The organism is Klebsiella sp. JN_Kp122 (assembly GCF_040062085.1).
Classification (GTDB): Bacteria; Pseudomonadota; Gammaproteobacteria; order Enterobacterales; family Enterobacteriaceae; genus Klebsiella; species Klebsiella aerogenes.
Map to the genome: position 1 here is coordinate 338,030 of NZ_JBEAHW010000047.1, position 19,965 is coordinate 357,994.

General features: G+C 57.1%; 20 protein-coding genes and 1 riboswitch. Of the genes, 9 read left to right on the top strand and 11 right to left on the bottom strand.

Annotated elements, in window-relative coordinates:
- The first annotated feature begins 128 nt into the window (after positions 1-128).
- The 3 genes from ABLU78_RS22470 to ABLU78_RS22480 are packed head-to-tail and all read left to right on the top strand — an operon-like array spanning position 129 to position 3,093.
- Positions 129-890, top strand: coding sequence for an endonuclease/exonuclease/phosphatase family protein (locus ABLU78_RS22470; RefSeq protein ID WP_042895144.1), 762 nt, complete (start codon positions 129-131; stop codon positions 888-890).
- Positions 887-2,131 (top strand): cardiolipin synthase ClsB, encoded by a 1,245-nt coding sequence (gene clsB, locus ABLU78_RS22475; protein WP_015704806.1) that lies wholly within the window; start codon positions 887-889, stop codon positions 2,129-2,131. Before ABLU78_RS22470 ends, clsB begins: the two co-directional genes overlap by 4 nt.
- Positions 2,128-3,093 (top strand): lysylphosphatidylglycerol synthase domain-containing protein, encoded by a 966-nt coding sequence (locus tag ABLU78_RS22480; RefSeq protein WP_015367601.1) that lies wholly within the window; start codon positions 2,128-2,130, stop codon positions 3,091-3,093. Before clsB ends, ABLU78_RS22480 begins: the two co-directional genes overlap by 4 nt.
- 93 nt (positions 3,094-3,186) lie before the next feature.
- On the opposite strand, the gene ABLU78_RS22485 is transcribed toward ABLU78_RS22480, so the two are convergent.
- From ABLU78_RS22485 to moaA, 6 genes are all read right to left on the bottom strand, one after another.
- Positions 3,187-3,891: a Bax inhibitor-1/YccA family protein gene (locus tag ABLU78_RS22485; RefSeq protein ID WP_015367602.1), complete on the bottom strand. Its 705-nt coding sequence runs from the start codon at positions 3,889-3,891 to the stop codon at positions 3,187-3,189.
- Positions 3,892-3,935: 44 nt separating this feature from the next.
- Positions 3,936-4,388: a molybdopterin synthase catalytic subunit MoaE gene (moaE, locus tag ABLU78_RS22490; protein WP_015367603.1), complete on the bottom strand. Its 453-nt coding sequence runs from the start codon at positions 4,386-4,388 to the stop codon at positions 3,936-3,938.
- A gap of 1 nt (position 4,389) precedes the next feature.
- Complete coding sequence (moaD, locus tag ABLU78_RS22495) at positions 4,390-4,638, bottom strand: molybdopterin synthase sulfur carrier subunit (protein WP_048228551.1); 249 nt, start codon at positions 4,636-4,638, stop codon at positions 4,390-4,392.
- Positions 4,631-5,119 carry a cyclic pyranopterin monophosphate synthase MoaC gene (moaC, locus tag ABLU78_RS22500; protein WP_015367605.1) on the bottom strand — a complete coding sequence of 163 codons (489 nt, stop codon included), beginning with the start codon at positions 5,117-5,119 and terminating at the stop codon, positions 4,631-4,633. Before moaC ends, moaD begins: the two co-directional genes overlap by 8 nt.
- Before the next feature lie 3 nt (positions 5,120-5,122).
- On the bottom strand, positions 5,123-5,635 hold the full coding sequence (gene moaB, locus ABLU78_RS22505; RefSeq protein WP_047041832.1) for a molybdenum cofactor biosynthesis protein B: 513 nt from the start codon (positions 5,633-5,635) through the stop codon (positions 5,123-5,125).
- A 23-nt stretch (positions 5,636-5,658) separates the two neighbouring features.
- On the bottom strand, positions 5,659-6,648 hold the full coding sequence (gene moaA, locus ABLU78_RS22510) for a GTP 3',8-cyclase MoaA (protein WP_064580697.1): 990 nt from the start codon (positions 6,646-6,648) through the stop codon (positions 5,659-5,661).
- Positions 6,636-6,773: riboswitch (molybdenum cofactor riboswitch) on the bottom strand. It overlaps the preceding gene by 13 nt.
- Before the next feature lie 208 nt (positions 6,774-6,981).
- Between moaA and yvcK the strand changes: the two genes are divergently transcribed.
- The 4 genes from yvcK to pmrB all read left to right on the top strand — a co-directional run bounded on the left by yvcK (position 6,982) and on the right by pmrB (position 11,412).
- Positions 6,982-7,887, top strand: a complete 906-nt coding sequence (gene yvcK, locus ABLU78_RS22515; protein ID WP_015367608.1) for a uridine diphosphate-N-acetylglucosamine-binding protein YvcK — start codon at positions 6,982-6,984, stop codon at positions 7,885-7,887.
- Positions 7,888-7,998: 111 nt separating this feature from the next.
- Complete coding sequence (gene eptA, locus ABLU78_RS22520) at positions 7,999-9,642, top strand: phosphoethanolamine transferase EptA (RefSeq protein WP_015367609.1); 1,644 nt, start codon at positions 7,999-8,001, stop codon at positions 9,640-9,642.
- On the top strand, positions 9,639-10,310 hold the full coding sequence (gene pmrA, locus ABLU78_RS22525; protein ID WP_032705592.1) for a two-component system response regulator PmrA: 672 nt from the start codon (positions 9,639-9,641) through the stop codon (positions 10,308-10,310). Before eptA ends, pmrA begins: the two co-directional genes overlap by 4 nt.
- A gap of 4 nt (positions 10,311-10,314) precedes the next feature.
- Entirely contained in the window at positions 10,315-11,412 is a 1,098-nt protein-coding gene (pmrB, locus tag ABLU78_RS22530; protein ID WP_032707644.1) for a two-component system sensor histidine kinase PmrB, read from the top strand.
- 204 nt (positions 11,413-11,616) lie between these two features.
- Here pmrB and uvrB read toward each other — a convergent pair whose 3' ends face one another.
- The 5 genes from uvrB to bioB form a co-directional block, all read right to left on the bottom strand.
- The gene (gene uvrB / locus ABLU78_RS22535) at positions 11,617-13,632 is read right to left on the bottom strand and encodes an excinuclease ABC subunit UvrB (protein ID WP_015367612.1); all 2,016 of its coding nucleotides are present in this window, start codon (positions 13,630-13,632) and stop codon (positions 11,617-11,619) included.
- Between the two features lie 610 nt (positions 13,633-14,242).
- Positions 14,243-14,923, bottom strand: coding sequence for a dethiobiotin synthase (gene bioD / locus ABLU78_RS22540; RefSeq protein ID WP_047037168.1), 681 nt, complete (start codon positions 14,921-14,923; stop codon positions 14,243-14,245).
- Positions 14,916-15,671 carry a malonyl-ACP O-methyltransferase BioC gene (gene bioC, locus ABLU78_RS22545; RefSeq protein ID WP_048229265.1) on the bottom strand — a complete coding sequence of 252 codons (756 nt, stop codon included), beginning with the start codon at positions 15,669-15,671 and terminating at the stop codon, positions 14,916-14,918. Before bioC ends, bioD begins: the two co-directional genes overlap by 8 nt.
- The gene (gene bioF / locus ABLU78_RS22550; RefSeq protein ID WP_048228548.1) at positions 15,655-16,812 is read right to left on the bottom strand and encodes an 8-amino-7-oxononanoate synthase; all 1,158 of its coding nucleotides are present in this window, start codon (positions 16,810-16,812) and stop codon (positions 15,655-15,657) included. Before bioF ends, bioC begins: the two co-directional genes overlap by 17 nt.
- A complete protein-coding gene (gene bioB, locus ABLU78_RS22555; protein ID WP_015704794.1) occupies positions 16,809-17,849 on the bottom strand; it encodes a biotin synthase BioB in 1,041 nt (346 codons plus the stop codon). Before bioB ends, bioF begins: the two co-directional genes overlap by 4 nt.
- A gap of 85 nt (positions 17,850-17,934) precedes the next feature.
- Between bioB and bioA the strand changes: the two genes are divergently transcribed.
- Both bioA and ABLU78_RS22565 read left to right on the top strand, forming a co-directional pair.
- Entirely contained in the window at positions 17,935-19,224 is a 1,290-nt protein-coding gene (bioA, locus tag ABLU78_RS22560) for an adenosylmethionine--8-amino-7-oxononanoate transaminase (protein ID WP_045360050.1), read from the top strand.
- A gap of 70 nt (positions 19,225-19,294) precedes the next feature.
- Complete coding sequence (locus tag ABLU78_RS22565) at positions 19,295-19,771, top strand: kinase inhibitor (RefSeq protein WP_015704792.1); 477 nt, start codon at positions 19,295-19,297, stop codon at positions 19,769-19,771.
- The last annotated feature ends 194 nt before the right edge of the window (positions 19,772-19,965 follow it).

Consider the following 19,965-nt stretch of genomic DNA (forward strand, 5'->3'; position numbering starts at 1 on the left):
TTCTCTCCTGAAGGATTTTTCTCTGTTACTCAGAGTACCGCACTTTACGGAAAATTCCGTATCACCGCATCTTTTTGTGACGTCTACTACACTATTTTATTCAGGAAAGTGACATTAACTGGAGAATTATGGCTAAGCCAACGTCGCGAATTTCGGTGAACGTGCTGACAATTAACACCCACAAGGGCTTTACGGCGTTTAATCGGCGTTTTATTTTGCCCGAACTGCGCGAGGCCGTTCGCAGCGTCAGCGCCGACATAGTTTGCCTACAGGAAGTGATGGGCGCGCACGAAGTGCACCCTTTGCATATCGAAAACTGGCCTGATACCACCCATTACGAGTTTCTTGCCGACACCATGTGGAGCGATTACGCCTACGGGCGCAACGCGGTCTACCCCGAAGGCCATCACGGCAATGCCGTACTGTCGCGCTTTCCCATTGAATATTATGAAAATCGCGATATCTCGGTCGGCAATGGCGAAAAACGCGGCCTGCTTTACTGTCGCATCGTACCTCCGCACAGCGGCACGACGATCCACGTCATCTGCGTGCATCTCGGTCTTCGCGCGCACCAGCGGCAGGCACAGCTAACGATGCTGGCGGAGTGGGTCAATACGCTACCGGCAGGCGATCCGGTGGTGGTGGCAGGCGACTTCAACGACTGGCGCCAGCAGGCTAATCAGCCTTTAAAAGCGCAGGCGGGGCTTGAGGAGATTTTTACCCGCGCCCGCGGGCGGCCGCTACGCACCTTCCCGGTCGCTTTCCCGTTGCTGCGCCTCGATCGTATTTACGTTAAGAATGCGCATGCCAGCCATCCGAAGGCGCTGGCGCTTAAACACTGGCGGCATCTGTCCGATCATGCGCCCCTGAGCGTGGAGATACATCTGTGAAATGTCGCTGGCAGGAAGGCAATCGCATTACCCTACTGGAGAATGGCGACCAGTATTATCCGGCGTTATTCGCCGCCATTGGCCGCGCGCAGCGCAAGGTGATCCTTGAATCCTTTATCTGGTTTGAAGACGAGGTGGGCTGGCGACTGCATGCGGTGCTACTGAAAGCCGCCCGCCGGGGTATTCAGGTGGAAGTGCTGCTCGACGGCTACGGCTCGCCGGACCTCAGCGATGAGTTTGTCGGCGAACTCACCGCCGCTGGCGTGGTTTTCCGCTACTACGATCCGCGCCCGCGCCTCATGGGCATGCGTACCAATTTATTCCGCCGCATGCATCGAAAAATCGTGGTGATTGACGACACAACCGCGTTTGTTGGCGGCATTAACTACTCTGCCGAGCACATGAGCGATTACGGACCGGAGGCGAAACAGGATTATGCCGTGCAGGTTGAAGGGCCGGTGGTGCTCGATATTCTCCAATTCGAGCTGGAGAACCTGCCCACCAGCGAGGCTGCCCGCCGCTGGTGGCGACGCCGTCGGCATCAGCCGGAAATTAACCAAACCCCTGGCGAAGCGCAGGCGCTGTTTATCTGGCGCGATAACCATGAACATCGTGACGATATTGAACGTCACTATCTGAAAATGCTGACCAGCGCCCGCCGCGAGGTCATCATCGCCAACGCCTATTTCTTTCCCGGCTACCGTCTGCTGCACGCGATGCGCAATGCCGCGCGGCGCGGCGTACGGGTGAAGCTGATTGTCCAGGGCGAGCCGGATATTCCGATTGTTAAGTTTGGCGCCCACCTGCTGTACCACTACCTGATTAAAGGCGGCGTTCAGGTGTATGAATACCGCCGCCGTCCGCTGCATGGCAAGGTTGCGCTGGCGGACGACCACTGGGCCACTGTCGGTTCAAGTAATCTCGACCCGCTGAGTCTGTCGCTGAATCTGGAGGCCAACCTGATTATCCACGACCGAGAGTTCAATCAGACCCTGCGTGATAACCTCAACGGCCTTATCGCCAGGGACTGCCAGCAGATAGATAAATCCATGCTGCCAAAACGTAACTGGTGGCGGCTCGGCGTCAGCGTGCTGGCGTTCCACTTTCTGCGCCACTTCCCCGCCTGGGTCGGTTGGCTGCCGGCGCATACCCCGCAGTTAGCCAGGGTCAGCCCGCCGGTGCAGCCGGAAATTGAAACCCAGGATCGGGTAGAAACGCAAACCAGAGACAATCCGCTATGAGCAAATCGCATCCCCGCTGGCGGATGGCGAAAAGAGTGCTGACCGCGCTCTTTTTTATCGCCGTCATCGTATTGCTGGTAATTTACGCGCAAAAGGTCGACTGGCAGGATGTATGGAAGGTCATCCGCGGCTACGATCGTCTGGCGCTATTTAGCGCCGTTGGGTTGGTTATCGTCAGCTACCTGATTTATGGCTGCTACGATCTGCTCGGGCGAGCCTGGTGCGGCCACAAGCTGGCAAAAAAACAGGTGATGCTGGTGTCGTTTATCTGCTACGCCTTTAACCTGACGCTCAGCACCTGGGTCGGCGGGATCGGGATGCGCTATCGGTTGTACTCGCGGCTGGGGCTGAACGGCGGCACTATTACCCGTATTTTCTCGCTTAGCATTACCACCAACTGGTTGGGCTATATTCTACTGGGCGGCGTCATTTTCACCGCGAATCTGGTGACGTTGCCGCCGCACTGGTACATCAGTCAAACCACGTTGCGTATTATTGGCGGCGTTCTGCTGCTTTTAACCCTGATCTATCTTTTCGGTTGCGCCTTCGCCAAACGCCGCCACATGACGATTAAGGGACAGCGGTTGGTGCTGCCCTCTTTTCGTTTCGCTCTACTACAGATAGGGATTTCAGCGGCGAACTGGATGGTGATGGGGGCGATTATCTGGCTGCTACTGGGCAGCGAGATTAACTATTTTCTGGTGCTGGGCGTGCTGCTGGTGAGCAGTATCGCCGGCGTTATCGTTCATATTCCCGCCGGGATTGGCGTGCTGGAGGCGGTGTTTATCGCCATGCTCTCCGGCGAGTCGATTTCGAAGGGGGCGATAATTGCCGCGCTGCTGGCGTGGCGCGCGCTGTACTATTTTCTGCCGCTGCTGCTGGCGACCATCGCCTATCTGGTGCTGGAGAGTCGGGCGAAAAAGCTGCGGCAGAAAAACGAGCGCAAGCTGGCCCGCGGATGAAACGGCCCGGTTGCGCTTACCGGGCGATATTTTTGCGGATTGCCTGGATTGGTAGCCCGGATAAGGCGCATCGCGCCGCTATCCGGGATGATATTAACGGCGGTTGCCGAAGATACGCAGCAGCATCAGGAACAGGTTGATGAAGTCCAGATACAGCGTTAAGGCTCCGAGAATCGAGTATTTACGCAGCGTGGCGCTATCGCGGGTATCAATCTGCTCGCCGATGTTTTTCAGCTTCTGGGTGTCGTAGGCGGTCAGGCCAACAAACACCAGCACACCAATGTAGGTTACCGCCCACATCAGCGCTTCGCTCTTCAGCCACAGGTTAACCAGCGACGCCAGCACGATACCAATCAGCCCCATAAACAGCATGCTGCCGAAGCCGCTCAGATCGCGCTTAGTGGTGTAACCATACAGGCTCATCGCCCCGAACATCCCGCCGGTCACCACAAAAGTGCTGGCGATAGACGAATAGGTATAAACAATAAAGATGCTCGCTAACGTTAGCCCTGTTAACGCCGAATAAAGCATAAACAGCGTCGTCGCCATACCCGCGCTTAAGCGCTGCACCATCCCCGAGAGCACAAACACCAGCGCCAGTTGGGCGATGATCAGCCCGAAGAAAGTGATTTTGCTTGAAAAGACGAACATCATGACCGCCGGGGTATTCGCCGCAAACCACGCGATAAACGCGGTTAACAACAACCCGACCGTCATCCAGCCGTAAACCTGCGCCATGTAGGTCTGCAGGCCGCTGCGGCTCTGAACAATGGAATCGGAACGAGGGAATCTGTCCATGACTATCTCCTGATTAACAAGTTTCTCTCAGTAAGCGTATCACACTACCAGCGCTCTGCCGCCTGATGATCGCTGTCGCGGGCATCGACCCAGCGTTCGCCATCCGGCGTCGCCTCGCGTTTCCAGAACGGCGCGCGGGTTTTCAGGTAATCCATGATGAACTCGCCGGCGGCGAAGGCGCTGCCGCGGTGGGCGCTGGTCACGCCAACAAAAACAATCTCTTCGCCCGGCCACATTTCGCCAATGCGATGGATAACCGTCACCCGGCCAAGCGGCCAACGCTCCCGCGCCTGTTCAACGATTTCCGCCAGCGATTTTTCGGTCATGCCCGGATAGTGCTCCAGGGTCAGCGCTTTCACGCTGTCGCCGAGATTGTGATTACGTACTTTGCCGGTGAAGGTGACCACCGCGCCGTCTTCATCGCGCTCGGCCAGCCACGGATACTCATCGCCGACGCAAAAGCGCGCCGGGCTTACCACGATGCGAGTCTGCGTCATCTTAGCCCCCGGTGACCGGCGGGAAAAACGCCACTTCGTCGCCGCTCGTGACCGGATGGTCAAACGAGGTCAGCGTCTGGTTGACCGCCGCCAGCAATTTTCCTTCTTCCAGCGCCAGCGCCCAGCGGTCTCCGCGCGCGGCAAGCTGCTGACGCACGGCTTCAACGGTCGGCAATTCGCTGGCGTCGAGAGTCAGGGTATCGGTGCCAACCAGTTCGCGCACCTGGGCAAAAAACAGGACGTTAATCATGGGCTTCCTCCACCTTAAAATCGCCGGACTTGCCGCCGCTTTTCGCCAGCAGACGTACCGGGCCAATAACCATATCTTTCTGTACCGCTTTACACATGTCGTAGATGGTCAGCGCGGCAACCGAGGCCGCGGTCAGCGCTTCCATTTCTACGCCGGTTTTACCGGTCAGGCGGCAGAGTGACTCAATGCGCACGCGGTTATGCTCCGGCTGCGCCTGCAGGTTCACTTCTACTTTACTGAGCATCAGCGGATGACACAGCGGGATCAGCTCCCAGGTACGTTTCGCGGCCTGAATCCCGGCGATACGCGCGGTGGCGAACACATCGCCTTTATGGTGGCTGCCGTCGATAATCATCGCAAGCGTTGCGGCCTGCATTTCGACGTAAGCCTCAGCGCGCGCCTCGCGTACCGTTTCCGCTTTGCCGGAGACGTCAACCATGTGGGCTTCGCCCGCGGCGTTAATGTGGGTCAGTTGTGACATAAACTATTTCTTTAAATGAGGAATGAAGTTGCACGGGCGAGTACGCGCATCCAGCTGTGGCGCGATAATATTTTCCCACGCGGTGGCGCAGGCCTTGGTCGAGCCCGGCATCGCGAAAATCAGCGTGCGGTTGGCAACGCCAGCAACGGCGCGGGACTGCAGCGTCGAGGTGCCTATCTCTTCAAACGAGAGCATACGGAACACTTCGCCAAAACCTTCGACCTCGCGGTCAAACAGCGGCAGCAGCGCTTCCGGCGCCTGATCGCCATCGGTAAAACCGGTACCACCGGTGATCAACACCACCTGCACCTCATCGCTGGCAATCCACGCCGAGACCTGGGCGCGAATCGCGTAGCGGTTCTCTTTCACAATAGCCTTATCGACGAGGGTATGTCCCGCTTCGTACAGCGCATCGCGCAGCCAGTGGCCGGAGGTATCGTCCTCTTCGCCGCGGCGGTTGGAAACGGTAAGAATAGCAATACGGGTCGGGATAAACTCAGCGCTAGCCTGGCTCATCTGAATGCTCCTTTCGAAAACGATTATCCGCCAATATACGACAGGTTCTGCGTAATACCGGTGTTGCCCTGATGCAGGAAATGGGTCTGCTTTTTATGGGTTAAGGCTTCGGCTATCCGCGCTTCCAGCTCGGCCTGCTGCTCGTCCTCGGCCATCAGGTCGCGCAGATCTACGCCGCCTTCGCCGAACAGACACAGGTGCAGTTTGCCAACGGATGAGACGCGAAGACGGTTACAGGTGGCGCAGAAGTCTTTTTCATACGGCATGATCAAGCCGATTTCACCGGCGTAATCCGGGTGGCAAAAGACCTGTGCAGGGCCATCGCTTCGTTGACGGATCTGGTGGATCCAACCGCGGCGCAGCAGTTCATCGCGCAGCACCATGCCGGAAATGTGGTGACGACGGAACAGGTCGCTGCCCTCGCCGGTTTCCATTAACTCAATAAAACGCAGTTGAATACGGCGAGGTTTGATCCACGCGAGGAAAGTGTCGAGTTGGTGATGGTTGACATCACGCATCAGCACGGTGTTGACCTTAACCTTTTCAAAGCCGGCGGCAAAGGCGGCGTCAATACCGTCCATCACCTGCTGAAATTTACCCTGACCGGTGATGGCATGGAACTGGCGAGCGTCGAGGCTATCGACGCTGACGTTAATCGCCGTCAGCCCGGCATCGCGCCAGCGTTCGACATCACGCGCCAGGCGATAACCATTGGTGGTCACCGCGATCTGACGAATCGCGCTGTTTTCACGCACGGCGGCAATAATCTCAGTAAAGTCGCGACGTAACGAGGGTTCGCCGCCGGTGAGGCGGACTTTTTCCGTGCCAAGGGCGGAAAAAGCGCGCGTCACGCGGCGCACTTCGTCTACGCTAAGAAAACCCTTGTTGGTCACGGCGCCGGGCTTGTAGCCGTCCGGCAGGCAGTAGGTGCAACGAAAGTTACACACGTCGGTAATCGACAGGCGCAAGTAATAAAACTTACGCGCAAATGCATCAGTAAGCTGTGAGGCCATATACACCTTTCCAAGTACGGGAGGCGCGGTCATTTCTTTCCACGCCCTGGCGACAGCGCGGCTGCCGCGGCCAGAGCACCATATCTTGCGACACAGGTACCAAGGCTAGAGTGTTAGTTGGTTATGCCGATAGTAGCGCTTTAACGATGGTTTCGCCATTTTCATTTTCGCTATATAATCATCTATATATCGCTAATATCTTGCATTTTCAGTACAGAATAGCCAAAAATCACACTTTAACATTGATATCGGTCAGTTTGACGGAAACCGGGCATTATCTTTTAGGGGTAGATCGGAGACGCTAAACCCGAACATTGAACAGAAGGAATTCGTATGCGCAATCGCACTTTCGCCGATCTGGACCGCGTCGTCGCCCTTGGCGGAGGCCACGGTTTGGGGCGGGTGATGTCGTCGCTCTCGTCGCTCGGCTCACGCCTGACCGGCATCGTGACCACCACCGATAACGGCGGATCAACGGGGCGAATTCGCCGCTCGGAAGGGGGGATCGCCTGGGGCGATATGCGCAACTGCATTAATCAATTAATCGCCGAACCCAGCGTCGCTTCCGCGATGTTTGAGTATCGTTTTGGCGGCAATGGCGAGCTTTCCGGGCATAACCTCGGAAATCTGATGTTAAAGGCGCTGGATCACCTGAGCGTGCGGCCTTTAGAGGCGATCAATTTGATCAGAAATCTGCTTAAAGTGGATGCTTTCCTGATTCCGATGTCGGAGCAACCGGTCGATCTGGTGGCGCTCGATCATGAAGGCCATGAAGTGTATGGCGAAGTGAATATCGATCAGCTGGATCACGTCCCGCAGGAACTGATGCTCAGCCCACCGGTTCCGGCGACTCGCGAAGCGGTTGAGGCCATCGCCGAGGCCGATCTGATCCTGATTGGGCCAGGGAGCTTCTACACCAGCCTGCTGCCCATTTTACTGCTCGACGAAATGGCCCAGGCGCTGCGGCGGACCCCGGCGCCCATGGTGTTTATCGATAACCTGGGTAAGGAACATAGCCCAGCCGCCAATCTAACGCTGGCGGACAGGATGACTATTCTGGAACATTACGTCGGCAAAAAAGTGATTGATGCCGCCATCGTCGGGCCGAAAGCCGATGTTAAGGGTATGGAAGAACGACTGGTGATTCAGACCGCGCTGGACGCCAGCGATGTCACCTATCGTCATGACCGCGTGCTGCTACGCCAGGCGCTGGAGCAGGCTATTCAGGCATTAGGTTAATCCTCAAGCGGCACTATTTTTAAACAAGATGACGCTTCAGATTAAAATCTTAAGGTTGTCTTAAAATATCGCTGTCAACATAACGAACATCTCCTACTACGGGTATTCGTTATGTCGTTTATTTCTTTACGTCGGCCGGTACTCAGCCGCACGGCTTATTTGACTCTCTTTGCCTGTTATATCGGTATCTTTCTTAACCTGGCCTTTTATCGCCAGGTTTTCCCGCTACTGCCGGTAAACAATCTCCATAACTGGCTGGTTTTCCTTAGCATGCCGATCGTGGCAATTAGCGTGATGAACATCATCACCACCCTCGCCTCGTTCTTAAAGCTCGACCGGGTAGTCATCAGCCTGTTTATTCTGCTGAGCGCCTCGGCGCAGTACTTTATCTGGACCTTCGGCGTGGTGATCGACCGTTCGATGATCGCCAATATCTTCGATACGACACCTGCGGAAAGTTTTGCCCTGCTGTCGACGCAAATGGTCATCGTGCTGGGTCTCTCCGGGCTATTGATGGTTCTGGTCGCCTGGTGGATTAAAGTTCGCAGACCGGCCTCTTTCTGGCGCGGTGCGGCGATGCGCCTGCTCAATATCGCCGTTTCAGCGCTGCTCATTGTGCTGGTGGCGGCGCTGTTCTACAAAGATTACGCCTCGGTGTTCCGTAACAATAAGGAGCTGGTGAAATCATTGAGTCCATCCAACAGCATTGTGGCGCTGAACTCGTGGTATGCGCATAACCGGATGGATAACCTGCCGCTGGTGAAGATCGGCGAAGATGCCAAACAGAAAGCGGTGATGCATAACGGCCCGCGTAAAAATCTGACCATCGTGGTGCTGGGCGAAACCTCGCGCGCCGAGAATTTCTCGCTGGGCGGCTACGATCGAGAAACTAACCCGCGCCTGAAGCAGGACGACGTGGTGTACTTCCCGAAAACCACCTCCTGCGGCACCGCAACCGCGGTTTCCGTCCCCTGCATGTTCTCCAATATGCCGCGCGCGCATTACGATGAAGAACTGGCGCACCATCAGGAAGGCGTTCTGGATATTTTGCAGCGCGCCGGTGTGCAGGTGCTGTGGAACGACAACGATGGCGGCTGTAAAGGCGCCTGTGACCGCGTACCGCACCAAAACGTCACCAACCTGAACCTCAGCGGCGAGTGCATTGATGGCGAGTGCTACGATGACGTGCTGTTCCATAATCTTGATAGCTATATCGATAATTTACAGCAGGATGGCATTATCGTTCTGCACACCATTGGTAGTCATGGCCCGACCTATTACAATCGCTACCCGGCTGAATTCAAAAAATTCACCCCGACCTGCGATACCAATGAAATCCAAAGTTGTACGCAACAACAGTTGACCAATACCTACGACAACACCATTTTGTACGTCGACTATGTGGTTGATAAAGCGATAAAATTACTGCAGTCCAAACAGGATAAATTCACCACCAGTCTGGTGTATTTGTCTGACCACGGCGAATCGCTGGGTGAAGATGGCGTGTATCTGCATGGCCTGCCGTACTCCATAGCGCCGGATACGCAAAAACACGTGCCGATGCTGCTCTGGCTGTCGCCGGATTATCAGCAACGCTATGGCGTATCCAGCCAGTGTTTGCAACAGCAGGCGAAGACGAACGATTATTCACAAGATAATCTGTTCTCTACCCTGCTTGGCCTGCTCGGGGTAGACAGCCGCGAGTATCAGGCAAAAGACGACCTTTTAACGCCATGTAGAGAGACCGGCAGATGAAAATCTTAGTCATTGAAGACGATGCGCTCCTGTTACAAGGGTTAATTCTGGCCATGCAAAGCGAAGGCTATGTCTGCGATGGCGTCGCCACCGCGCATGAAGCCGCGCTGTCGTTAGCCAGCAACCATTACAGTCTGGTGGTGCTCGACCTGGGCCTGCCGGATGAAGACGGTCTGCATTTCCTGGCGCGTATGCGCCGGGAGAAATTCACCCAACCGGTGTTAATCCTCACCGCCCGCGATACCGTGGGCGACCGCATCAGCGGGCTGGATACCGGCGCTGACGATTACCTGGTGAAACCTTTCGCGCTTGAAGAGCTCAACGCCCGCATTCGCGCGCTGCTGCGTCGCCATAATAATCAGGGCGATAATGAGCTGACCGTCGGCAACCTGCGCCTTAATGTGACCCGCCGTCAGGTGTGGCTGGCCGGCGAATCGCTGGAGCTGACGCCAAAAGAGTATGCTCTGCTCTCGCGCCTGATGATGAAAGCCGGCAGCCCGGTACATCGCGAAATTCTCTACAATGATATCTACAGCTGGGATAACGAACCGGCCACCAATACCCTCGAAGTGCATATCCATAATCTGCGCGACAAGATTGGTAAAGCGCGGATCCGCACCGTCCGCGGCTTTGGCTACATGCTGGTGAATAATACGGAGTCAGAATAACGCTATGGCACTGTTTGCGACCGAAACCTGGACCATGCGCCACCGCCTGCTGCTGACCATCGGCGCGATTCTGGTGGTCTGCCAACTGATCAGCGTATTTTGGCTATGGCATGAAAGCAAAGAGCAAATCCAGCTGCTGGTTGCCAGCGCCATTGAGGGTCATAACAATCAAAGGCACGTCGAACATGAGGTACGCGAAGCGGTCGCCAGCCTGCTGGTGCCAAGCCTGCTGATCATCGGTCTGGCGCTATATATCAGCCTGGTGGCGGTGAAGAAAATCACCCGTCCGCTATCAAATCTGCAAAGCGAGCTGGAAAGCCGGACGCCGGATAATCTGCAACCCATTATTTTGCAGGAGTCGGTGCCGGAAGTGACCGCAGTGACCATGGCGATTAATCAACTGGTGTCGCGGCTGACCCTGACGCTCGAACGGGAGCGTCTGTTTACCGCAGACGTCGCCCACGAACTGCGTACCCCTCTTGCCGGGCTGCGCTTGCATCTGGAGCTGCTGGCAAAGGTACACGGCGTCAGCGTTGATCCCTTAATTCAACGTCTCGATCAGATGACCAACAGCATTTCGCAGCTGCTACAACTGGCGCGCGTCGGGCAGTCGTTTTCCGCCGGGAGTTACCAGCAGGTGCATTTGCACGAAGATGTGGTGGAGCCTCTGCAGGATGAGTTGGCAACGATGCTCGAAGCGCGCCAACAGACCCTGGAGATAGAAAGCGGCGCAGGCGAGGATCTCATTTCCGGAGATGCGACCCTGGCGCGGGTGATTTTACGCAATCTGGTGGAGAATGCGCACCGCTATAGCCCCGTGGGGTCGAAGATTAAGATTTCGGTAAAACCGGGAAATACGCCGATTCTGGCAGTAGAAGATGAAGGGCCGGGCATTGATGAGGCCAAAAGCGGCGAGCTGAGTAAAGCGTTTGTCCGCATGGACAGCCGCTATGGCGGAATAGGCCTCGGTTTAAGCATTGTCACCCGCATCGCTCAACTACACGATGCGCAATTCTTTTTACATAACCGCCAGCCCGGACCGGGCGTCCGCGCCTGGGTGCTATTTCCGCGCAGCGCGCGTCAGAAGGTTAATACCCATTGATGTAAGAAGGCGACCACAATCACAAAGGCGGTGGCAATGGCCAGATATTCACGGTTGGTCAGTTTTTGCATGGCGCTATCCTCATTAAACTGAGGATAGTGTCGCTGAAGAAAATTAAGCCAACATTAAGATCCTACGATAATAGCGTGACGGCAATTGCAAATTGCGCATTGCCGTCATTTTTGCACGGCTCCCCTATCACCCTTATGATGCCGCAATAAACAGTTCGCGTAGCTGATGCAATTGATCGCGGATCTGCGCGGCCTCTTCGAACTCAAGGTTCTGGGCATGCTGCATCATTTGCCCTTCCAGCTCGTGGATCTTCTGCTGCAGCGCTTTCGGCGTCAGTTCGACGCTATCGGCTTCCACCGGAGAACGGGCTTTGCCACGGCCTTTGGCTTTGGTCTTCGCGATGTTCTGACCCAGCGCCAGAATATCGACCACTTTCTTATTAAGACCCTGCGGCACAATACCGTGCTCTTCGTTATAACGCTGCTGCTTCTCGCGGCGGCGTTCGGTTTCACCGATCGCCTTCGCCATCGATGGCGTGATTTTATCACCGTAAAGAATCGCCTTACCGTTCACGTTACGCGCCGCGCGGCCGATGGTCTGGATAAGCGAGCGCTCGGAACGCAGGAAGCCCTCTTTATCGGCATCAAGTATCGCCACCAGCGATACTTCCGGCATATCCAGCCCTTCGCGCAGCAGGTTGATCCCCACCAGCACGTCGAACTCGCCAAGACGCAGATCGCGAATAATTTCCATACGCTCGACGGTATCGATATCGGAGTGCAGATAGCGCACCCGTTCACCGTGCTCTTCCAGGTATTCGGTTAAATCCTCCGCCATGCGTTTGGTCAGCGTCGTCACCAGTACACGCTCATTGATCGCCGCACGGGTACGGATTTCTGATAACAGATCGTCGACCTGCGTCGCCACCGGCCGCACTTCGATAACCGGATCCAGTAGGCCCGTTGGGCGAACGACCTGGTCTACCACCTCATCGCCGGATTTTTCCAGCTCATAGGGACCCGGCGTCGCCGAAACGTAGATGGTCTGGGGTGCCAGCGCTTCAAACTCTTCGAACTTCATCGGCCGGTTATCCAGCGCTGACGGCAGACGAAAGCCATATTCCACCAGCGTCTCTTTACGCGCCCGGTCGCCACGGTACATACCGCCGATTTGCGGGATAGTCACGTGCGATTCGTCAATAACCAGCAGGCCATCCGCCGGCAGGTAGTCGAACAGCGTCGGCGGCGGCTCGCCCGGCCCGCGCCCGGAGAGAAAGCGCGAGTAGTTTTCAATCCCCGAGCAGTAGCCCAGCTCGTTCATCATTTCGAGGTCGAACTGAGTGCGCTGGCTCAGCCGCTGCTCTTCAAGCAGTTTATTGTTCGCCAGCAGGACCTTGCGACGGTCAGCCAGCTCGTCTTTGATCTCTTCCATCGCCTGTACGATACGCTCGCGCGGCGTAACGTAGTGGGTCTTCGGATAGATGGTATAGCGTGGAATGGACGATTCGACGTGGCCGGTCAGCGGGTCAAACAGCGATAGCCGCTCGACCTCTTCGTCAAACAGTTCAATACGCAGCGCGATATCATCGGATTCCGCCGGGAAGACATCGATAACTTCGCCGCGGACGCGGAAAGTGCCGCGCTGGAAGGCCTGATCGTTGCGGGTGTATTGCAGTTCCGCCAGCCGACGCAGGATCGCCCGCTGGTCGATCAGCATGCCGGTAGTCAGGTGCAGCATCATCTTCAGATACAGATCCGGGTCGCCAAGACCGTAGATGGCGGAAACCGAAGCCACCACCACTACATCGCGCCGTTCGAGCAACGCTTTGGTGGCCGACAGACGCATCTGCTCAATGTGTTCGTTCACCGAGGCGTCTTTTTCGATAAAGGTATCCGAGCTCGGTACGTAGGCTTCAGGCTGGTAATAATCGTAGTAGGAGACAAAATACTCCACCGCATTCTCGGGAAAGAACTCTTTCATCTCGCCATACAGCTGCGCCGCCAGGGTTTTGTTCGGCGCCAGCACCATCGTCGGGCGCTGTAAGTCAGCGATAACGTTGGCGATGGTGAAGGTTTTCCCCGAACCGGTTACCCCAAGCAGGGTTTGATGCGCAAGGCCATCTTCCAGCCCCTCTTCCAGACGGCGGATGGCTTCGGGCTGATCGCCGGAAGGACGGAATGCGGAGTGCAGCTTGAATGGTTTGCTCATATTTCAGGACCTGAAGATGGGATTGGCCAGCAGGTGTTTAATTCTACCCTTCAGTTTCATTTTTGCCAATAAATAATACTGGATATAAAAACAGTATCGCATTATTGTATGGCGGCAAAAGGACGCGCGGTCGTCCGACTGCGGGCGTAAAATGCGCGCTTTGCGGAATAATCCACCAGCCTGTGTGGTTATCCCCAGAAACATTTATCATTTAACATTTGTCAAGCAAGGTAATGAATCTTTTATGGCAGCCGGTGACACTTTTCTGACAGCCATTGCTTTTATTTAACTTGCTGAAATAAAACATAATTTACCAAAAGACGGGTTTCGCGCCAATTTGCTCGCAGGCCGCGTACTCTCTAGCTTACCGCAAGTTTTCTAACTCTAATACACAAGGTTATCCACAGGAATAGTGGATAACTGCCTGCAGGCCGCGAGGTCTGCCACCCGGCAGAAAAGTCTCATCGGACCAAAGCCCGTGGCTAAAAAAAATTATCGAATTTTTTTTGATATTTATCAGCTAAAGACGGCTGGATTTTTTGCGTTTTCTGGACCACATTTCATCGTCCTGTCAACAAAAAATAGAGCCGTCTCGCAGGTTTATGCGGGGTTATTGCAGGGGGCTCAGATCCAGGTACTGCGCGAGATCCTGACGTTGCGATGCGTCGGCAAGCCAGGGAATTTCCCCCAGCAGCGGCGCTGGCAATACCCGCATTAAGGTTTGCAGGTATTCGCGATGGCGTTTACCCGGCGGCTGGATATCGTTGGCGATCCAGCCCACGAGCGGCAGCCCGGCTTCGCGTACTGCCTGGGCGGTGAGCATCGCGTGATTGATACAGCCAAGTTTGACGCCGACCACTAAAATCACCGGCAATTGCTCCTGCTGCGCCCAGTCGGCGAAGGTCAGGGTTTCCGAGAGCGGCGTAAACCAGCCGCCCGCCCCTTCCACCAGCACCCAGTCGGCCAGGCGCTCCAGTTCGCGTAAACCGCTGGAAAGTGTCGTCGCGGCAATCGGTCGCCCTTCATCGGCGCTAATAATATGCGGCGAGGTCGGCTCGGCAAAAGTATAAGGGTTAACCTGTTCATAGCGCAGCGCCACCCGGCTATTACGCTGCAGGGCCAGCGCATCTTCATTGCGTAACCCTTGTGCGGTCAGGTCGCTCCCGGAAGCCACCGGTTTATAGCCTGCGGTGTTAAATCCCAGCTGATTCGCCGCCTGCAGCAGCGCACTACTGGCGACGGTTTTACCGACTTCAGTATCGGTTCCGGTGACGAAGAAACGTTTAGTCACGTTCAATGACTCCTGTAAAAAGATGATACGTCAGCGGGCACTGGCCCTGCTGTTGCGGCCAGGCCAGTTGCAGTTCACGCAGCTTGCCGCGGCTAAGCGGAGCAGACGCCCGCCCCTGATGTAAGTGGGTAGCGCCAATCCCCTTTAGCGAGCGCATGGCGCTTAACGCGTCGGCGAACGGTAAGCTAATCTGATGCACGACGCCTTCGGCGCGCAGGCCGCTCAGCGCCGCCCTTACCGCCTGTTCGCTGAGAAAACGGTTGGCATGGGGATGTTCGTCGACCGCCCGCCACGCTTGATTGAGCTCCGGTAGCGATCCGGCGAGCAACGTAGTGAACGCCACCCGTCCGCCGGGCCGCACCACCCGGCACAGTTCGCCGATTGCCGCCCGTAGATCGTCACACCACTGCACCGCCAGGTTACTCCATGCCAGGTCGAAGCAGGCATCCGGCAGCGGCAGCGCTTCGATATCGCCCTGCAGATAATGCTGCGCGGCGCCGTTGCGTTGCGCCTGCACCAACATCCCGGCGGAGAGATCCAGCGCGGTAACTTCGCTTCCTGCTTCGCGCCAGTGCCGGCTCATACTGCCGGGCCCGCAGCCGGCATCGAGCACCAGGGGGAAATCACCTTTCGCCAACTGGCGCAGCAGCAATTCGGCGCTACGGCGCTGCAGCTCATCATGTTGCGTATAGCCGCTGGCTGCCCGACCAAATGCCGCGGCGACCGCCTGCTTATTCACCGTGGACATGCAGCACCTCCAGTAAACGCGCAATATCCTCGGCCTGATGAGCGGCAGTAAGAGTCAGGCGCAGACGCGCGCCGCCGACGGGAACCGTCGGCGGGCGAATGGCGGTAGCCCAACAACCGGCCTCGCGTAGGCTGGATGCCAGAGCAAGCGCTCGCGCGTTATCGCCGACGATCAGCGGTTGAATTGCGCTCCGGGAATCGGTCAGCCCCAGCGAAACATCGCCCATTCCTGCGCGGAACTGACGGATGCGGGCGGTCAGGGTTTCCCGCCGCTGCTGGCCCTCATCGCTACGAATGATCCGCAACGCCGCGCTCAGCGCCACCGCCTGCGCCGGCGGCATCGCGGTGCTGTAAATGAGATGACGGGCAAACTGCAGCAGATAATCGGCCATCGATTCACTGCACAGTACCGCCGCGCCGCTCACCCCAAACGCCTTGCCGAAGGTGACCACCAGCAGCTCCGGGCGAACCGCCTGCGTATGACAGCTTCCGCGCCCTTCATCGCCAATCGTCCCGATTCCGTGAGCATCATCAACCAGTAATAATGCGCCGGCGCTGCGGGCTGCCGCCTGAATGTCAGCCAGCGGCGCGCTATCGCCGTCCATGCTGAAAATCCCTTCGGTAACGACTAACTGCTGGCCGTCCAGCGGTTTCGCCAGCAGTTGAGCAAGCTGTTGCGGGTCATTGTGGGTAAAGCGGCGCAGCTGCGCCGGGCTGAGGCTTGCCGCCTCCAGCAGGGAGGCATGGCTCAGGCGATCGGCCACAATGCGATCGTCTTTTTCCGCCAGCGCGGCAATCAACGCCTGATTGGCGGCAAAGCCGGAGATAAACAGCAACGCGCGCGGATAGCCCAGCCAGTCGGCAAGTTCCTCTTCCAGCGCGCGATGCGCCTCACTATAGCCGCTAACGTGGCCCGATCCGCCGGAACCGACGCCATAACGTTCCGCCCCCTGCTGCCAGGCGGCGATAATCGCGCCATGCTGGCTCAGGCCCAGGTAGTCATTACTGGAGAAGTTGAGCCAGCGCTCCCCTTCACGCTCCAGCCAGCGTCCGGCGCCGTGGCTTACCGGCAGGCGGCGGCGAAAAGCCTCCGCCGCCCGCCGTTCGTCCAGCGCCCGATCGATTCGTTGCTGCCAGCTCATAGCGCCGCCGCGTTGTAGTATTCCTCAGTGTCCGGGGTGAGTAAGGCCTGCTCCAGGCGCTGCTGCTGCTCATTATCGCCTTCCAGCACCGCCGTCTGCTGCGGGTTGATGCCCAGTTTGCGGAACAGCTGCAGGTCTTTATCTTCTTCCGGGTTTGGCGTCGTCAGTAGCTTGCAGCCATAGAAAATCGAGTTCGCCCCGGCCATAAAGCACATCGCCTGGGTCTGCTCGTTCATCTGCTCGCGCCCGGCGGAGAGACGCACGTAGGAGGTTGGCATCATGATGCGCGCAATGGCGATCGTGCGGATGAAATCGAAAGCGTCAACATCGTCGTTATCCGCCAGCGGCGTACCTTTGACCTTCACCAGCATGTTGATCGGCACGCTTTCCGGCGGCGTTGGCAAATTGGCCAACTGCAGCAGCAGCCCGGCGCGATCGTTCACGCTTTCCCCCAACCCGACGATCCCACCGGAGCACACTTTAATCCCGGCATCGCGTACCTTATCCAGCGTATCCAGACGTTCCTGATAGGTACGGGTGGTGATGATGTTGCCGTAAAATTCCGGCGAGGTGTCGAGGTTATGGTTGTAGTAATCCAGCCCCGCGCCAGCCAGGCGCTGCGCCTGGCTATCGGTAAGAGTGCCGAGCGTCATACAGGACTCCAGCCCCAGCGCCTTGACGCCTTTCACCATCTGCTCCAGATACGGCATATCGCGATCATTAGGGTTCTTCCACGCCGCGCCCATGCAGAAGCGGGTCGAGCCGGCGTTTTTCGCCTGACGCGCTGATTCCAGCACCTGCTCGACTTCCATCAGGCGCTCGGATTCAAGACCGGTTTTGTAGCGTGCGCTTTGCGGGCAATATTTACAGTCTTCCGGACAAGCGCCGGTTTTAATCGACAGCAACGTACTGACCTGCACCTGACGCGGGTCAAAATGCTGGCGGTGGATTTGCTGCGCTTCAAAGAGCAGATCGATGAGTGGTTTATTAAATAACTCAGTAACTTGTGACATTGTCCAGCGTGCGTGGTGAGCCATTGGCCTCTCCAAAAGGTTTTGTTAATTTGCGGTTCGGTTTATACTCGTAAACCTAAATGTTTTCAAAATGGTTTACAAGTCGCTTATGACACTGGACGATCTCGCTTTCGATCGGCGCCACATCTGGCACCCCTACACCTCTATGACTTCCCCCCTGCCGGTCTACCCGGTGGTTTCCGCCCACGGTTGCGAGCTGTCCCTCGCCGGCGGCGAACAACTGATTGACGGCATGTCCTCCTGGTGGGCGGCGATCCACGGCTACAATCACCCGCGCCTGAATGCGGCGATGAAAGCGCAGATCGACCAGATGTCGCACGTGATGTTCGGCGGGATCACCCATCCGTCGGCGGTGGCGCTCTGTCGCCAACTGGTGGCGATGACGCCGGAATCGCTGGAGTGCGTTTTCCTCGCCGATTCCGGTTCGGTGGCGGTAGAAGTGGCGATGAAAATGGCGCTGCAGTACTGGCAGGCTAAAGGCCAGCCGCGCCGTCGTTTCCTGACCTTCCGCAACGGCTATCACGGCGACACCTTCGGTGCGATGTCGGTCTGCGATCCGCAGAATTCAATGCACAGCCTGTGGCAGGGCTACCTGCCGGATAACCTGTTTGCCCCCGCGCCGCAAAGCCGCTTCGACGGCGAGTGGGACGAGATGGATATGGTGCCGTTTGCCCGCCTGATGGCCGCGCATCGCCACGAAATCGCCGCGGTGATCCTCGAACCGGTAGTCCAGGGCGCTGGCGGGATGCGCATGTACCATCCAGAGTGGCTAAAGCGAGTGCGTAAAATGTGCGACCGGGAAGGGATTTTGCTGATCGCCGATGAGATTGCCACCGGCTTTGGCCGTACCGGCAAACTGTTCGCCTGCGAGCATGCCGGTATCTCCGCCGATATTCTGTGTCTGGGTAAAGCGCTGACCGGCGGTACCATGACCCTTTCCGCCGCCATCACCACCCGAACAGTTGCTGAAACCATCAGCAATGGCGAAGCCGGCTGCTTTATGCACGGCCCCACCTTTATGGGTAATCCGCTGGCCTGCGCGGTGGCAAGCGAAAGCCTGCGCCTGCTGGAGAGCGGCGAATGGCAACAGCAGGTAGCGGCGATTGAAGCCCAGCTGAAGGCCGAGCTGGTTCCGGCACGAGAGTCAGAATGGGTCGCCGACGTGCGCGTACTCGGCGCGATTGGCGTGGTTGAAACCCGTCATCCGGTGAACATGGCCGCTCTGCAGCGCTTTTTCGTTGAGCAAGGGGTATGGATCCGCCCGTTTGGCCGGCTGATTTATCTGATGCCACCGTACATCATCAGCCCACAACAGCTGACTCGCCTGACCCGTGCGGTCAATATGGCGGTACAAGAAGAAACATTTTTTAGCGAATAAACAGCGGAATTGCGCCGTCGGGAAAGCTACACTTCTTTGTTAATCAGCGCATTATCAATGAGGATGAAGCATGAAACTGACCAGTCACGATCTGCAAGACGGCGGCAAGCTGCCTAATCGTCACGTATTCAACGGTATGGGGTACGATGGCGATAATCTTTCGCCGCATCTGATGTGGGACGACGTTCCCGCAGGAACCAAAAGCTTTGTCGTCACCTGCTACGACCCGGATGCGCCGACCGGTTCCGGCTGGTGGCACTGGGTGGTAGCCAACCTGCCTGCCGATACCCGGGTTTTACCGCAGGGGGCTGGTTCCGGTCAGGCGGAGCTACCGGAAGAGGCCATTCAGACCCGCACCGATTTTGGTAAGGCCGGCTACGGCGGCGCGGCGCCGCCGAAGGGTGAAACCCACCGCTACATTTTTACCGTGCACGCGCTGGATATCGATAAGATTGATGTCGATGCCGAGGCGAGCGGCGCGATGGTCGGCTTTAATGTCCATTTCCATTCGCTCGCAAGCGCTTCCATCACCGCTCTGTTCAGTTAATTATCCCCCGGATAGCGGCTTGCGGCTTATCCGGGCAACCCGCGGTGCCGGTATATTGTCGGGTGGCGCTGCGCTTACCCGACCTACGGTCCGTGCGGCCTGCCTTTAATTTATTCACCATGCTTGCTGAAACTGCCGTTGTTGGCGGCCTCAAAATCGCTGAGACGTTCCCGGAAGGCCGGGGCAGCCCGCAT

Coding starts and splice junctions, on each gene's coding strand:
- ABLU78_RS22470 (WP_042895144.1), top strand. CDS start 129: ATGGCTAAGCCAACGTCGCGAATTTCGGTGAACGTGCTGACAATTAAC.
- ABLU78_RS22480 (WP_015367601.1), top strand. CDS start 2,128: ATGAGCAAATCGCATCCCCGCTGGCGGATGGCGAAAAGAGTGCTGACC.
- ABLU78_RS22485 (WP_015367602.1), bottom strand. CDS start 3,891: ATGGACAGATTCCCTCGTTCCGATTCCATTGTTCAGAGCCGCAGCGGC.
- moaE (WP_015367603.1), bottom strand. CDS start 4,388: ATGACGCAGACTCGCATCGTGGTAAGCCCGGCGCGCTTTTGCGTCGGC.
- moaD (WP_048228551.1), bottom strand. CDS start 4,638: ATGATTAACGTCCTGTTTTTTGCCCAGGTGCGCGAACTGGTTGGCACC.
- moaC (WP_015367605.1), bottom strand. CDS start 5,119: ATGTCACAACTGACCCACATTAACGCCGCGGGCGAAGCCCACATGGTT.
- moaB (WP_047041832.1), bottom strand. CDS start 5,635: ATGAGCCAGGCTAGCGCTGAGTTTATCCCGACCCGTATTGCTATTCTT.
- moaA (WP_064580697.1), bottom strand. CDS start 6,648: ATGGCCTCACAGCTTACTGATGCATTTGCGCGTAAGTTTTATTACTTG.
- yvcK (WP_015367608.1), top strand. CDS start 6,982: ATGCGCAATCGCACTTTCGCCGATCTGGACCGCGTCGTCGCCCTTGGC.
- eptA (WP_015367609.1), top strand. CDS start 7,999: ATGTCGTTTATTTCTTTACGTCGGCCGGTACTCAGCCGCACGGCTTAT.
- pmrA (WP_032705592.1), top strand. CDS start 9,639: ATGAAAATCTTAGTCATTGAAGACGATGCGCTCCTGTTACAAGGGTTA.
- pmrB (WP_032707644.1), top strand. CDS start 10,315: ATGGCACTGTTTGCGACCGAAACCTGGACCATGCGCCACCGCCTGCTG.
- uvrB (WP_015367612.1), bottom strand. CDS start 13,632: ATGAGCAAACCATTCAAGCTGCACTCCGCATTCCGTCCTTCCGGCGAT.
- bioC (WP_048229265.1), bottom strand. CDS start 15,671: ATGTCCACGGTGAATAAGCAGGCGGTCGCCGCGGCATTTGGTCGGGCA.
- bioF (WP_048228548.1), bottom strand. CDS start 16,812: ATGAGCTGGCAGCAACGAATCGATCGGGCGCTGGACGAACGGCGGGCG.
- bioB (WP_015704794.1), bottom strand. CDS start 17,849: ATGGCTCACCACGCACGCTGGACAATGTCACAAGTTACTGAGTTATTT.
- bioA (WP_045360050.1), top strand. CDS start 17,935: ATGACACTGGACGATCTCGCTTTCGATCGGCGCCACATCTGGCACCCC.
- ABLU78_RS22565 (WP_015704792.1), top strand. CDS start 19,295: ATGAAACTGACCAGTCACGATCTGCAAGACGGCGGCAAGCTGCCTAAT.